We start from the raw sequence: 12,938 nt of genomic DNA, 5'->3' as shown, positions 1-12,938 counted from the left end.
GGTACCGGGATCGGGACGATCGTGGTGGGGAGCGTCGTCCGTTCAACCGGGACGACCGTCCCGGCGGCCGGCCTTACGGTGACCGGGACGGTGGGTTCCGCGGTGAAGGCGGCTCCCGCAGCCGTTACAGCCGCGATGAACCGAGCGGTCGCCGTAACGACGAGGCGCCGGCGCGAGAGCGTGAGGAACTGCCTCCACTCGCTCCGGACATCACCGCCGAAGAGCTCGACAAGGAGATTCGCGAGGAACTGCGTTCTCTCCCCCTCGACCTCGCCGACCTGATCTCCCGTCACCTGGTGGCGGCGGAGCGGGCTCTCGGAGAGGAGGACGCGGAGCAGGCGTACGAGCACACCAAGGTCGCCCGTCGCTTCGCTGCCAGGATCGGTGTGATCCGCGAGGCCGTCGGCATCGCCGCCTACCGGGCAGGGCACTTCGCGGAGGCACTCAGTGATCTGCGGGCCGCTCGCCGGATGACGGGGTCGGAGTCGTTCCTCCCGATCATGGCGGACTGCGAGCGCGGTCTCGGGCGCCCGGAGCGGGCTCTCGATCTGGCCCGGTCCAAGGAGGCCGAGCGTCTCGACCGGGTGGGGAAGATCGAGATGGCCATCGTGGAGTCCGGCGCACGCCGGGATCTCGGCCAGAAGGACGCTGCGGTCATCACCCTTCAGCGGCTGCCCGAGCTGCGTGACGAGCGTCCTCAGCCCTGGTCGGCGCGGCTGGCCTTCGCCTACGCCGATGCTCTGGCGGACGCGGGACACGAGGGTGCGGCCACGGAGTGGTTCGGTCGCGCGATGGCCTTCGACGAGGACGGCGAGACCGACGCGGCCGAGCGCTACGCCGAGCTCACCGGTGCCGTCATCGAGGACCTCGAAGAGGACGATGACGAGGGCTCTGCGGATTCAGAGGGCGCGGAGACCGACGTGGCCCGTGACGACGTGGCCCGTGACGACGTGACTCGTGACGCGGACTCCGGCGAGGCCCCCGAGGACGGTACGGACACCGGGCTCGAGAGCTTCAGCGTGCTGGACGCGCAGATCGAAGACGATGACGATCTCGACGGGGACGACGAGCGGGTCATCGACGAGATCGCGGAGGAAGAGCCTCCCGCGGCCGAGGAGCCGACCCGTGAAGAGGACGCCACGGAGCGGAAAGCCGTGCAGAAGCCCGAGACCGGTGTCGGTCCGGCCTTCATCGAGCCCGACTTCGGTGACATCCTCGACGACTCCGCCGAAGCCGACGACGACCGAGGCGGAGAGCATGAGGCGGAGAAGGACGCCGAGGACGGGAAGAAGTAGTCCTTGATCGGTCGGGGGCGAACCGTCCCGGTTCGCCCCCGACCGATTCGGCGTCTCAGGGCTGGACCCGGTCCAGCCAGTGCATGATGCCGGCGACGTTGGACGGGGCTCCGCTCAGCAGTTCGAACTGCTCGGCGGTCGCGTCGTCGCTCCTGAGCGCCGCGTAGCGCTCCTGCGTGCGTTCCCTGACCATGGCCACCGCATGGTCCAGGTCCATGCCCTCCGAGCGGGCCTGCCGGGTCAGATCGACCCAGATCCGGAGTTCCTCCGCAGAACGCTCCAGGGTCTCCGCCACGTCGGCGACCGGGCCGTAGTGGCTGAACAGCAGGCGCTGCGGGCGGAGGTCCTCGAACAGCGCGATGGAGTCCAGGGCGGTCCGCAGGTCGAAGTCCGGTGGAGGGGTGGCGGGACGCAGGTCGCCGGTCTGCGGGAGGTAGACGCCCGCGGCGTCTCCGACGTAGAGGTCCCCGGTGCTGGAGTCGATGAGCCCCACGTGGTGCTTGGCGTGGCCGGGGGAGTAGTGGCTGTTCAAGGTCCGGCCGTTGCCGAGGTCGACGGATCCGCTGTCGCCGAGCGCGCGGATCCGGGAGGCGTCGGTGGCGGACAGTTCGCCGAACAGGACGTCCAGCTTGTCTCCCCAGACCATCCGGGCGCTCGCCATGAGCCGTGACGGGTCGGCGAGGTGCCGCGCACCTTTCTCGTGCACCACGATCTCCGCCTCGGGGTAGAACCCCGCGATGTCCCCGACGCCGCCGGCGTGGTCGAGGTGGATGTGCGTGACGACGACCGTCGCGAGATCGCGGGAACCGACCCCCAGCGTGGTCAGGGCGTCCCTGACCACCGGGGCCGAGGTGGAGGTCCCCGTCTCCACCAGGCATGGGCGATCCCCGAGGATCAGGTAACCCGCCGTTATGCCGGAGTATCCGGCCATTCTCGTATCGATCTCGTAGACGTCCCCGCCGAGATCGGTGATGTTGTCCACAGGCCACCTCAGAACTGGAACCGGCGTCCCCAGAATGACCTTCTGGCCATCCCGGCACAGCTCTCATCGTAGAGAGTCGTCCTCGGTCAGCAGAGATCGAAGGAGGATCCGATGGATCGCAATGAGGTCGTCCTGGCGGGCCGTCTGCCCGAGGCCGTTCAGGTCAGGTCGTTGCAGAGCGGCACCAGATTCGGCACCTGGCGGTTGGTCGTCCGGAGACGGCAGCAGCAGGGGCGCGGCATCCGGGTGGACACCATCCCGTGCGTGGCGTTCGAGCCCGGTGTCGTCGAGACGGTGACCGGGTGGAGTCCCGACGACATGGTCGAGGTCGTCGGCTCCCTGCGGCGCCGGTGGTGGGGGAAGGACGGGGCGAAGGCATCCGGCTACGAGGTCGAGGTCCGTTCGGCGAGCCGGCTCGGACACGGGCCCCCGGAGGTCTGCGCCCAGCACGGGAGCGCCTCCGCCGACCCTGTCCCCGCTCGCAGCTGAACCTCACGGTCCCGTGACGGTGACGCTCGGACGGCCGGAGCGCCGCCTGGTGGAGATCTGATCGCCGAGGTTTCCGATACCGGTCGGCCGGTCCCTCCGATCCCGTGCCCCTCTACCGGGGCGGGCCGCCCGGCGGAGGAGACCCGCCCTCTCCGGAAGGCCTGGACCTCCGGTCCGGCTGCGCGGTGAGCAGCCGCAGGATCAGGCCGGTGCGGGGCTTGGGGCCGAAGGAGGTGGACTTGCGCGGAACCCGCTCGCCCTGCGCGGCGATCGCGAGCACGTCGTCGACCGCGAGGGGGCTCAGCAGCACGGCGGTCCCCCCGCTGTCACGGGCGAGCCGTACCGCGGCCTCGGGGTCGTGGTGCACGATGCGCACCGAGTGCTCGTCGTCCCGCATCCCCCAGACCTTCGGCAACAGGAATTCCGCGAGGACCGAGGTGTTCAGCGCACGCCACCGGGCGGAGCGGTCCGCGGGCATGGCGTGCTCGAGCTGGCAGGGGTCGGGGTCGGTGAGCAGGTGCGTGGGGCCTCCATCGGACAGCAGGAAGGCGGGGCCGGTGGTCTCCTCCAGCGCGGCGAGGCCCTTGGCGAGGTCAGGATGTTCGTGGACCTGCCAGGCGCCTCTCGCCCGGGCCACGGCCTCGTCGAGCGGCAGATCCGGGATGACCCGGTGGATGGCCTTCAGGTCCGGTGGGTAGGCATCGACGTCCACCAGCAGGGCCAGGCCGAAGTCCCAGGGCCCGGGCTCGTCTTCCTCGGAGTGGGAGCCGGCCGCGTGGTGCTCCGCCTGCAGCGCGCGGTAGGTGGCGTAGCGGTGGTGACCGTCGGCGATGAGGGCGCTGCGGCCGCGCAGGTCATCGTCGAGTTCGGAGAGCTCGGTGAGGTCGGTCACCGCCCAGAGCCGGTGGCGCACCCCGTCCCGTGTCTCGGCTTCGGTCAGCGGCGGGCGGGTGGCGGCGACCCGGTCGACGAGACGGGTGGCGGCGCCGCCCCGGCCCTCGTAGAGAAGGAAGATGGGTTCCAGGTTGGCCTCGGTCGTGCGCATGAGGGCGAGGCGGTCGGCCACCGGGCCGGGCATGACGTCCTCGTGCGGCAGGATCACCCGTTGCCCGGGGGCGGCCAGGCCCACGTCTCCGATGAGCCCTCGCTGGAGCACTCCCTTCCCGGCCTGCTCGTAGACGTACACCGCGGGTGCCGCGTCGACGACCAGCACTCCGGAGGAGAGCCAGGATCCGAGGATCTCACGGGCCTCGGCGTAGCGGTGGCGGTCGGCTCCGGGAAGGATCAACCGCACGACGTTGTTGGGATGGGAGTCGAGAAGCTCGCGCACGTCGTTCTCCGCGATGAGATCGTAAGGCGGCGAGGTCACCTCGGCCAGATCGTCGACCGCGAACCGCACGCCGTGGAACGGACGCAGCACCAGTCCGTCGGGTATCGGCAGTTCAGGATTGGCCATACGGGGCATGCTGCCATAAGGCCTGGAACGTCCGGATATCGCCCTGCGGGTGTGGTGGTGCCGCTCCCGCCAGGGAAGTCGGTCGGATCTGCCGCCTGTCGATGAAGGAGGCCTTGGCAATGGTCGAAGGACGCGGTCCGTCTGATTCCCCCGATTCCGGCCTCGAATCCGAGGCGGGTGCGCCGGCGGGGAACGTCTACGAGTGGTTCCAGCGCGGGATGAGACTCCTGGCCGAGGGGAGCCCCGCGGCCGCCGCCGCGCTGCTGGAGCGCGCCGCCGACGCCGAACCCGGGTCGCGGAGCATCCGTGAGGCGCTCGCCCGCGCCCAGTTCAACTCCAGGCGCTATGCCGAGGCCGTCGACAGTTTCCGCTGGATCGTCGATGCCAACCCGACCGAGGACTACGCCTACTTCGGGCTGGGCCTGGCCCTGTGGCGGACCGGGGACATGGAGGCCGCCCAGGAGCCACTGGCCATCGCCGTCGCGATGCGGCCCGACCAGCGCCATTACGTCTCGGCGCTGAAGAGCGTCCGCGCGACGCTGCGCGCCCGCCGCATGTGACCGGGAGCGAACCCCTGAGGGGCGTGGCCGCGGCGGATGGTGGAATGATCCAGTGGACTCACAGACGCTGATCGACGCCTATGACACCCTCCTGCTGGACCTGGACGGGGTCGTGTACCTCGGCCGGGGCGCCGTGCCGGGGGCTCCGGAGGCTCTGCGGCGGGCGGAGGAACGCGGCGTACGGCTCGCCTACGTCACCAACAACGCCTCCCGCACCCCCGCCGCGATCGCCGGGCATCTGAGCGAGCTCGGCGCCCCCGCGACGCCCGGCGACGTCGTCACCTCGGCGCAGGCGGCGGCGCGGCTGGTCGCCGAGCGGGTCGCCCCGGGGTCGGCGGTCCTGGTGGTGGGGGGCATGGGGCTGCGTGCCGCGCTGCGCGCCCACGGCCTGCGCCCGGTCAGCACCGCCCTGGAGGAGCCGGCGGCGGTGGTGCAGGGCATCGCGCCCGACCTCTCCTACGGCCTGCTGTCGGAGGGCGCGCTGGCCGTGCGGCGGGGAGCCCTGTTCGTCGCCGCGAACGCGGACTCGACCATGCCGACCGGCCGGGGAGAGCTGCCCGGCAACGGTGCGATGACGCGGGTGATCGCCGCCGCGACGGGGGTGGAGCCGATCGTCGCCGGGAAGCCGGAGCCGCCGCTGCACCGTGAGTCGATGATCCGGACCGGCGCGACCCGGCCGCTCGTGGTCGGAGACCGGCTCGACACCGACATCGAGGGAGCCCGCAACGCCGGGGTGGACAGCCTGCTGGTGCTGACCGGCGTCGCGGGCCCCCTCGACCTGCTGACCGCCGGGCCCCGGCAGCGGCCCACCTACCTCGCCGCCGACCTGTCCGCGCTGCACCGGCCGTACACCGCCCCGGAACGGGACGGCGGAGGATGGACCTGTGCGGGCTGGGCCGCCCGATGGGCCGGGGAGAGGCTCCGGCTGGAGGGCGGGGGCGAGCCCTCCGACGGGCTGCGGGCGGCCTGTGCCGCCGCGTGGGAGGCCGCCGGGGACGACCGGGCGGACGAGGACGCGGTGAAGGACGTGCTCGCCCCCCTGCTCCGGGGCGACGCGCTCTCCGGGGGCCCCGGCCCGCGCGGGTGACCCGGGATGCCGGGGGCTCGTCCCCGCGGTTCCGGGCCGCCGCGCCGTACGGGTGCTCAGAGGAGCTTGCGGAGGCGCATGAGGTCGCCGAAGCTGGCGTCGATCTTGACCCGCCCGCCGAAGACGGCGCGTCCCATGTCGAGCTCGCCGTTGACGAGCGCGACCAGGTCGTCGCTGCCGATGGTCAGCTTCACCGCGGGGGAGGCGCCGTCGGCCGGAGGGTCGTCGTCGAAGGGGCCGAGGCCGCCGTGGTGGATGCGGCCGTGGAAGGTGACTCCCAGGTCGCTGATGCGGCAGCTGATGGTGCGCTCGACCACATGCTTCGCGCGGTCCTCCGGGGCGATCTCGTCGAACTGCTCGCCGAGCTTCCGAAGTGCCGCCCGGCACTCGTCGATGGTCGCCATCGAGTGGCGCTCCTTTCTCCTTGAGGACCGGCGCGGATCCATTCCCTATGGACGGTAGCGTTCCACATGGACGCGGTGCGCGATCCGGGGCGGCGGGCGCGCCGGAGATCGGCCCGTCCCCGCCCGGGCCGTCGCAGGACGCGGAAGCTGCCGGTGGCTTGTCGGGATGACAACGAGCGGGGCATGCGCGATAGTTCGCGGGCGGCTCGGTTCGGGGAGGCCCGGTCCGCTCCGTCCGCACGGCGGAGCGCGGACGGGCGGGTTCCGGCCGGGCCCGGGGCGGGATCCGGCCTCACCGGGAACTTCCCGTGTCGCGGTGATCGAGGAGGTATGGTTGTGTCGATCGAACATATGATCGATGACCGGCTCGCCGGCCGGACCCCCCCGTCCCGGTGTGCCCGCAAGGGCGCCGCGACGGCGAAGAGCACCTCCGGAGGGGGCGCATGACTGACCTGCGGGATCTCTCGGAGAAGACCGGGGACGAACGGGTGGACACCGCGCTGGGCGGCCTCGCCGTGCTCGGCGACGTGCCGGTGGCGGCGCACGTGGGCGTGTTCGAGGAGGTCCTCGCCGGACTGGAGGACGCGCTCGCGTCGGCGGACGACGCTCAGGGCGGTTCCCGATGAGCCGGCGGGCACGCCTCGACAGCGAGCTCGTCCGCCGCAGGCTGGCCCGCTCCCGTGAGCAGGCGGCCCAGCTCATCGAGGCGGGCCGGGTCACCGTCGGAGGCCGGACGGCGGCCAAGCCCGCCACGCAGGTCGACACCGCCTCGGCGATCGTGGTCACCGAGGCGGAGGAGGGACCCGACTACGTCTCGCGGGGCGCGCACAAGCTCGTCGGGGCGCTGGAGGCGTTCGGCCCGGCGGGGCTGAGCGTCCGGGGGCGGCGCTGCCTGGACGCCGGCGCGTCGACCGGGGGGTTCACCGACGTGCTGCTGCGCGAAGGCGCGGCGCACGTGCTCGCCGTCGACGTCGGGTACGGCCAGCTCGCCTGGTCGCTCAGGACCGACGAGCGGGTCACGGTCATGGAGCGGGTCAACGTCAGGGACCTGACGCCCGAGATGGTCGGCGAGGCCCCCACGCTGGTCGTCGGCGACCTGTCGTTCATCTCCCTGCGGCTGGTGCTGCCCGCCCTGGCCGCCTGCGCCGCCCCGGAGGCGGACTTCGCGATGCTGGTCAAGCCGCAGTTCGAGGTCGGCAGGGAACGGGTCGGCGCGGGCGGCGTCGTCCGCGACCCGGTCCTGCGCGCGCAGGCCGTACGGGACGTCGCCGCGGCCGCGCGGGCGCTCGGCCTGGTCGTGCGGGGCGTCACCGCCAGTCCCCTGCCCGGCCCGTCGGGCAACGTCGAGTACGTGATCTGGCTGGGCAAGGGGGAGGGCGCTCCGCCGGTGGAGGACATCGACGCGGAGATCGCGCGCGCGGTGGCGGAGGGGCCGCAGTGACCGCGCGGCCCCATGCCGAGCCCCCGGCGACCCCCGGGACGGGCCCCTCGGCCGGTTCCCGGTCGGCGTTCCCGGCCGGTTCCTCGGCCGAGCCTCCCGCAGGACGGGCCGCGGCGTCGAAGCGCACCGTGCTCGTCACCGCCCACACGGGGCGGGAGGCCGCCGTCGACAGCGCCCGGATGGTGATCGGCCGGCTCGTCGAGGAGGGCCTGACCGTGCGCGTGCTCGGCGCCGAGGCGGAGGCCGTCGGCTGCCCGGGGGTCGACGTGGTGCCCACCGGCCTGTCCGCGATCCAGGACGCCGAGATGATGATCGTCCTCGGCGGCGACGGCAGCCTGCTGCGGGCCGCCGAGCTGGCCCGCCCGGCCGGGGTCCCGCTGCTCGGGGTCAACCTCGGGCACGTGGGCTTCCTCGCCGAGGCCGAGGTGGAAGACCTGGCGGCCGCGGTGGACTGCGTCGTGCAGGGCCGCTACGACGTCGAGGAGCGGATGACGATCGAGGTCACCGCGCGCCTCAACGGGCAGGTGCTGGCCGACACGTGGGCACTGAACGAGGCCACCGTGGAGAAGCGCGAGCGCATGCTCGAGGTGGTCGCCGAGATAGACGGGCGGCCGCTGTCGCGGTGGGGGTGCGACGGGGTCATCTGCGCCACGCCGACAGGTTCGACCGCGTACGCGTTCTCCGCCGGAGGGCCGGTCGTCTGGCCCGAGGTGGAGGCGTTGCTGCTGGTGCCGATCAGTGCGCACGCGCTGTTCGCCCGGCCGCTGGTGGTCTCGCCCCGCTCCGCCCTGGCGCTGGAGATCCAGCCGCAGACCGCGGGCGCGGTGCTGTGGTGCGACGGCCGCCGCCGGTTCGACCTGCCCGCCGGGGCCCGGGTCGAGGTCCGCCGCGGCGAGGTGCCGGTACGGCTCGCCCGGCTGCACGGCGTGGAGGACACCGGGGCGCCGTTCACCGACCGGCTGGTGGCCAAGTTCGACCTCCCCGTCCAGGGGTGGCGCGGCCGTACGAGGCCCTAGAGTCCGTCCGCGGACCCATGTTCTGCCGCGCGGCCCCGGGGTCGCGTGTCCGGGCGGTGGCAGGTGCGAGCGCGTAGGATCGTGCCCGCGCACCGCACTGATGTTCGGTCGATTCGATGTGACGGGAGGGACCAGTGCGACCCAGGGTCGAGGAGGTCCGCATCCAGGGGCTCGGCGTGATCGACGAGGCCGTCCTGGCGCTGTCGCCGGGGTTCACCGTGGTCACCGGTGAGACCGGTGCGGGCAAGACCATGGTGGTGACCGGCCTCGGGCTGCTGTTCGGCGGCCGGGCCGACCCCGCCCGCGTCCGTCCCGGGGCCGACAAGGCCACCGTCGAGGGCACCCTCGTGGTCGACCCGCGGGGCCGGGTGGCCCAGCAGGTCGAGGACCTCGGCGGCGTGGTCGAGGACGGCGAGCTGATCGTCTCGCGCACGGTCTCCGCCGAGGGCCGCAGTCGGGCCTGGCTGGGCGGGCGCAGCGTCCCGGTGGGCACGCTCACCTACCTGGCCGACGATCTGGTGGCCGTGCACGGCCAGATGGACCAGCAGCGGCTGCTGCAGCCGGGCCGCCAGCGGGCCGCGCTCGACCGCTACGCCGGTGACGAGCTGGTCAAGCCGTTGCGCGCCTACGAGCAGGCCTACAAGCGGCACCGGGAGGTCGCCGAGCAGCTGGCCGAGCTCACCACCAGGGCCAGGGAGCGCAGCCAGGAGGCCGACCTGCTCAGGTTCGGGCTGGAGGAGGTCGAGAAGGCCGATCCCAAGCCGGGGGAGGACGTCGGCCTCTTGGAGGAGGAGGAGCGGCTCTCCCACGCCGACGCGCTCAGGACCGCGGCCGAGACGGCGCACACCGCGCTGCTCGGCGACCCCATGTCCACCGAGCAGGCCGTGCAGGACGCCGCCTCGCTGGTCGGGCAGGCACGCGCCGCGGTCGACGCGGTCCGCGACTTCGACGCGGCGTTGGCCGGACTCGCCGACCGGCTCGCCGAGGCCGGCTACCTCATCTCCGACATCGCCACGGAACTGGCCGGCTACGCCGAGTCGATCGAGGCCGATCCGGCGCGGCTGGCGGTCGTCCAGGAGCGCCGGGCCGTCCTCACCCACCTGGTGCGCAAGTACGGCGAGGACACCGCAGCGGTGCTCGGCTGGGCCGAGCAGGCCGCGCGCCGCCTGGCCGAGCTGGAGGGCGACGACGACCGGATCGGCGACCTCACCCGCGAGCAGGAGGAGCTCACCGGCCGCCTCACCGAGCTGGCCGCCGAGCTGACCCGGATCCGCCGGGCCGCCGCCGAGCGGTTCGGGCGGGCCGTCACCGAGGAGCTCACCGCCCTGGCCATGCCGCACGCGCGCGTCGTGGTCGAGATCGGCGAGGCGGCCGACTTCGGCCCCCAGGGCGTGGACGAGGTCGAGCTGCGCATGTCCCCGCACCCGGCGTCGCCGCCGCTGCCGCTCAACAAGGGGGCCTCGGGCGGTGAGCTGAGCCGCGTCATGCTGGCCATCGAGGTGGTGTTCGCCGGTGCCGACCCGGTGCCGACGTTCGTGTTCGACGAGGTCGACGCGGGGGTCGGCGGCAAGGCCGCCGTCGAGATCGGGCGGCGGCTGGCCCACCTCGCCCGCACCGCGCAGGTGATAGTGGTCACACACCTGCCGCAGGTCGCCGCCTTCGCCGACCAGCACCTGGTCGTGGAGAAGGCCGACGACGGCAGCGTGGTGCGCAGCGGCGTGGTGGCCCTGGACCGGGACGGCCGGATCCGCGAACTCTCCCGCATGCTGGCGGGTCTGGAGGACTCGGAGCTCGGCCGGGCGCACGCCGAGGAACTGCTGGCCGCGGCGGCGGCGGCCAAGAGATGAGCGGTCCGTCCGCACGCCCGGTCGGGCGCGTCCGGACGGCGACGCGCGGCGCCGGGGTTGACACGCGGCCCGGTACGGGACTCTCCCGCTCTCTCCCTCTGGCAGGATGGACACGATGAAGGTTCCGACTGACGGGCTGCAACGCAGGCTCAACGGATACCTCCGCCGCAGGAAGGTCACGGACCTTCCCGGGGTGACGGCAGTGGCGAGGATCGACCGGCGGACCAAGAGGCTGACAAAACGCCTCCAGGCCGGGGAGATCGCAATCATCGATCACGTGGACGTCGACCGGGTGAGCGCGGAGGCGCTTGTCGCGTGCGGCGCGGCGGGCGTGGTCAACGTCGCCGCGGGCATCAGCGGCCGCTACCCCAACATGGGACCGCAGATCATCCTCGAGGCGGGTGTGCCGTTCGTCGACAACGCCACCCCCGAGCTGTTCGAGCGGATCAGGGACGGCGACCTGGTCCGGCTGCACGAGGGCGCGGTCTACCTCGACGACGAGATCGTGGGCAAGGGCGAGGTGCAGACGGCCGAGTCCGTCGAGGCCGCGATGGCCGAGGCGCGGGCCGGCCTGACCGTCCAGATCGAGGCGTTCGCCGCGAACACCATGGAGTACGTCCGCCGCGAGCGGGACCTACTCATCGACGGGGTCGGCGTGCCCGACATCCGGACCGACATGGAGGGGCGCCACGTCCTCATCGTGGTCCGCGGTTACCACTACAAGGAGGACATCGCGGCCCTGCGGCCCTACATCCGGGAGTACCGCCCCGTGATGATCGGCGTCGACGGCGGCGCCGACGCGCTGCTGGAGGCCGGCTACACGCCGGACGTCATCGTCGGCGACTTCGACTCGGTCTCCGCCAAGGCGCTGTCGTGCGGCGCGGAGCTGGTCGTGCACGCCTACCGGGACGGCCGGGCGCCGGGTTTGGAGCGGGTCGAGCAGCTCGGGCGCGAGGCCGTGGTCTTCCCGGCGATCGGGACCAGCGAGGACATCGCGATGCTGATCGCCGACGACAAGGGCGCCGAGCTGCTCGTCGCCGTCGGCACGCACTGGACGCTGGAGGAGTTCCTGGACAAGGGACGGTCCGGCATGGCCAGCACCTTCCTCACCCGGCTGCGGGTGGGCAGCAAGCTCATCGACGCGAAGGGCGTCAGCCGGCTCTACCGCAGCCGGATCTCCACTCCGTCCCTGCTCCTGCTCGTCGCCACCACGCTGATCACCATGGGGGTCGCGATCTTCGTCTCCCCGGTGGGCAAGATCTGGATCGACAGCGTCCGCGACGTCTGGAACAGCTTCATCTTCTGGCTGGTCGGACTCTTCTCGTGATCGATTTCCGTTATCACCTCGTCTCCATCGTCGCGATCTTCCTCGCGCTCTCGGTCGGCATCGTGCTGGGCACGACCCTGCTGGAGGAGCCGGCCATCAAGACGGCCGAGACCCTCGCCGACCAGCTCAGCAAGGGCAACACCGAGCTCCGCGACCAGCTGGACGTCCTGCGCAAGCGCGAGGCCGGAAACGACGCCTTCGCCGCAGCCCGCACCCCCGAGCTGGTCCGGGGCGGGCTGGCCGGGCAGAGCGTGGTGATCGTCGAGGCCCCCGGCGCCACCGCGGCCGTCCGTGACGCGGTGCAGCAGACGATCTCCGACGCCGGGGCGACCGTGACCGGCCGGGTCACCCTCACCGAGAAGTACGTCGACGCCGAGCAGTCGGGCTTCGTCGACCGGCTCGCCCTCGCGGTCAAACCCGCGAGCGTGGTCTTCCCGGCGGAGGACACGCCGTACGACAAGGCCGCCGCGGTGCTGGCCAGTGCGATCGTGACCGCCGACCCCACCCAGACCGGCAAGGAGAACCCGGAGGCGGGAGGGATCCTCGACGCCTTCGAGCGCGCGGGGCTGCTCAGCGTCACCGCGGCGGCCGCCACGCCCGCAGCCGACGGCCGGGAGGCCTCCGCGGCGCCGGACGGGCGGCTCTTCCTGGCTGGCGCGGCGGTGCTGATCGCCCCTGCGGAGCCGTACGCCGGGGAGAGCGCGACCGCGCAGGCGGACGCGATCGCGGCGACGGCGCTCGGCCTGGACGAGGGTTCCCGGGGGAGCGTGCTGACCGGCACCGCGGCCGCCACCGCGGCCGGCGGCGCCCTCGCCGCGCTGCGTGAGAACGCGGTGGCCGCGGAGAAGGTCTCCAGCGTGGACACCGCCGACATGCCCGCGGGCCGGGTCGTGGTGGTCTACGCTCTGCGGGAGCAACTGGCCGGCGGCGTCGGCCAGTACGGCATCGGCACCGGCGCCTCGGCCTTCGAGCCCACCGCGTCGACCCCGGCGCCGTCGGCCTCCCCGCCCCCCACCGCCGATTCCGGAGGATGA

The 12,938-nt window shown here is 72.9% G+C and carries 14 protein-coding genes; 10 read left to right on the top strand and 4 right to left on the bottom strand.

Annotation, left to right across the window (positions count from 1 at the left end; translation table 11 throughout):
* Positions 1 to 293, bottom strand: a 293-nt coding sequence (locus tag IEZ06_RS25540) for a hypothetical protein (protein ID WP_189239223.1), incomplete at its 3' end; no start/stop codon positions are given.
* Between the two features lie 3 nt (positions 294 to 296).
* Between IEZ06_RS25540 and IEZ06_RS25535 the strand changes: the two genes are divergently transcribed.
* Positions 297 to 1,295, top strand: a complete 999-nt coding sequence (locus IEZ06_RS25535) for a hypothetical protein (RefSeq protein ID WP_229798658.1) — start codon at positions 297 to 299, stop codon at positions 1,293 to 1,295.
* Between the two features lie 55 nt (positions 1,296 to 1,350).
* Here IEZ06_RS25535 and IEZ06_RS25530 read toward each other — a convergent pair whose 3' ends face one another.
* On the bottom strand, positions 1,351 to 2,277 hold the full coding sequence (locus tag IEZ06_RS25530; protein WP_189239215.1) for an MBL fold metallo-hydrolase: 927 nt from the start codon (positions 2,275 to 2,277) through the stop codon (positions 1,351 to 1,353).
* Positions 2,278 to 2,388: 111 nt separating this feature from the next.
* On the opposite strand from IEZ06_RS25530, the gene IEZ06_RS25525 reads away from it, so the two are divergent.
* Entirely contained in the window at positions 2,389 to 2,766 is a 378-nt protein-coding gene (locus IEZ06_RS25525; RefSeq protein ID WP_189239214.1) for a single-stranded DNA-binding protein, read from the top strand.
* Between the two features lie 112 nt (positions 2,767 to 2,878).
* Here IEZ06_RS25525 and IEZ06_RS25520 read toward each other — a convergent pair whose 3' ends face one another.
* On the bottom strand, positions 2,879 to 4,231 hold the full coding sequence (locus IEZ06_RS25520) for a DUF1015 family protein (protein WP_189239213.1): 1,353 nt from the start codon (positions 4,229 to 4,231) through the stop codon (positions 2,879 to 2,881).
* A 110-nt stretch (positions 4,232 to 4,341) separates the two neighbouring features.
* Between IEZ06_RS25520 and IEZ06_RS25515 the strand changes: the two genes are divergently transcribed.
* Positions 4,342 to 4,782: a tetratricopeptide repeat protein gene (locus tag IEZ06_RS25515; RefSeq protein ID WP_189239212.1), complete on the top strand. Its 441-nt coding sequence runs from the start codon at positions 4,342 to 4,344 to the stop codon at positions 4,780 to 4,782.
* A gap of 52 nt (positions 4,783 to 4,834) precedes the next feature.
* The gene (locus IEZ06_RS25510) at positions 4,835 to 5,869 is read left to right on the top strand and encodes an HAD-IIA family hydrolase (RefSeq protein WP_189239211.1); all 1,035 of its coding nucleotides are present in this window, start codon (positions 4,835 to 4,837) and stop codon (positions 5,867 to 5,869) included.
* A gap of 56 nt (positions 5,870 to 5,925) precedes the next feature.
* Here the strand turns inward: IEZ06_RS25510 and IEZ06_RS25505 are convergent, their stop codons facing one another.
* A complete protein-coding gene (locus tag IEZ06_RS25505) occupies positions 5,926 to 6,273 on the bottom strand; it encodes an SCP2 sterol-binding domain-containing protein (protein ID WP_189239210.1) in 348 nt (115 codons plus the stop codon).
* Positions 6,274 to 6,716: 443 nt separating this feature from the next.
* Here IEZ06_RS25505 and IEZ06_RS25500 point away from each other — a divergent pair, with 443 nt between their 5' ends.
* The 6 genes from IEZ06_RS25500 (at position 6,717) to IEZ06_RS25475 (ending at position 12,938) form a co-directional block, all read left to right on the top strand.
* Positions 6,717 to 6,899 (top strand): hypothetical protein, encoded by a 183-nt coding sequence (locus tag IEZ06_RS25500; protein ID WP_189239209.1) that lies wholly within the window; start codon positions 6,717 to 6,719, stop codon positions 6,897 to 6,899.
* Entirely contained in the window at positions 6,896 to 7,714 is an 819-nt protein-coding gene (locus IEZ06_RS25495; protein WP_189239208.1) for a TlyA family RNA methyltransferase, read from the top strand. The genes IEZ06_RS25500 and IEZ06_RS25495 overlap by 4 nt, the downstream gene beginning before the upstream one ends.
* Positions 7,715 to 7,842: 128 nt before the next feature.
* A complete protein-coding gene (locus tag IEZ06_RS25490) occupies positions 7,843 to 8,730 on the top strand; it encodes an NAD kinase (RefSeq protein ID WP_189239221.1) in 888 nt (295 codons plus the stop codon).
* 134 nt (positions 8,731 to 8,864) lie between these two features.
* Positions 8,865 to 10,577 (top strand): DNA repair protein RecN, encoded by a 1,713-nt coding sequence (recN, locus tag IEZ06_RS25485; RefSeq protein WP_189239207.1) that lies wholly within the window; start codon positions 8,865 to 8,867, stop codon positions 10,575 to 10,577.
* A 115-nt stretch (positions 10,578 to 10,692) separates the two neighbouring features.
* Complete coding sequence (steA, locus tag IEZ06_RS25480; protein WP_189239206.1) at positions 10,693 to 11,904, top strand: putative cytokinetic ring protein SteA; 1,212 nt, start codon at positions 10,693 to 10,695, stop codon at positions 11,902 to 11,904.
* On the top strand, positions 11,901 to 12,938 hold the full coding sequence (locus IEZ06_RS25475; protein ID WP_189239205.1) for a copper transporter: 1,038 nt from the start codon (positions 11,901 to 11,903) through the stop codon (positions 12,936 to 12,938). Before steA ends, IEZ06_RS25475 begins: the two co-directional genes overlap by 4 nt.

The sequence above is a fragment of the Planomonospora antibiotica genome, assembly GCF_014647955.1.
GTDB classification, from domain to species: Bacteria; Actinomycetota; Actinomycetes; order Streptosporangiales; family Streptosporangiaceae; genus Planomonospora; species Planomonospora parontospora.
This window is presented reverse-complemented; position numbering and strand designations above follow the sequence as displayed.

Bases quoted from the DNA above. Each gene is read 5' to 3' on its own strand.
- IEZ06_RS25525 (WP_189239214.1), top strand. From the start codon at position 2,389: ATGGATCGCAATGAGGTCGTCCTGGCGGGCCGTCTGCCCGAGGCCGTT.
- IEZ06_RS25520 (WP_189239213.1), bottom strand. From the start codon at position 4,231: ATGCCCCGTATGGCCAATCCTGAACTGCCGATACCCGACGGACTGGTG.
- IEZ06_RS25515 (WP_189239212.1), top strand. From the start codon at position 4,342: ATGGTCGAAGGACGCGGTCCGTCTGATTCCCCCGATTCCGGCCTCGAA.
- IEZ06_RS25505 (WP_189239210.1), bottom strand. From the start codon at position 6,273: ATGGCGACCATCGACGAGTGCCGGGCGGCACTTCGGAAGCTCGGCGAG.
- IEZ06_RS25500 (WP_189239209.1), top strand. From the start codon at position 6,717: ATGACTGACCTGCGGGATCTCTCGGAGAAGACCGGGGACGAACGGGTG.
- IEZ06_RS25495 (WP_189239208.1), top strand. From the start codon at position 6,896: ATGAGCCGGCGGGCACGCCTCGACAGCGAGCTCGTCCGCCGCAGGCTG.
- steA (WP_189239206.1), top strand. From the start codon at position 10,693: ATGAAGGTTCCGACTGACGGGCTGCAACGCAGGCTCAACGGATACCTC.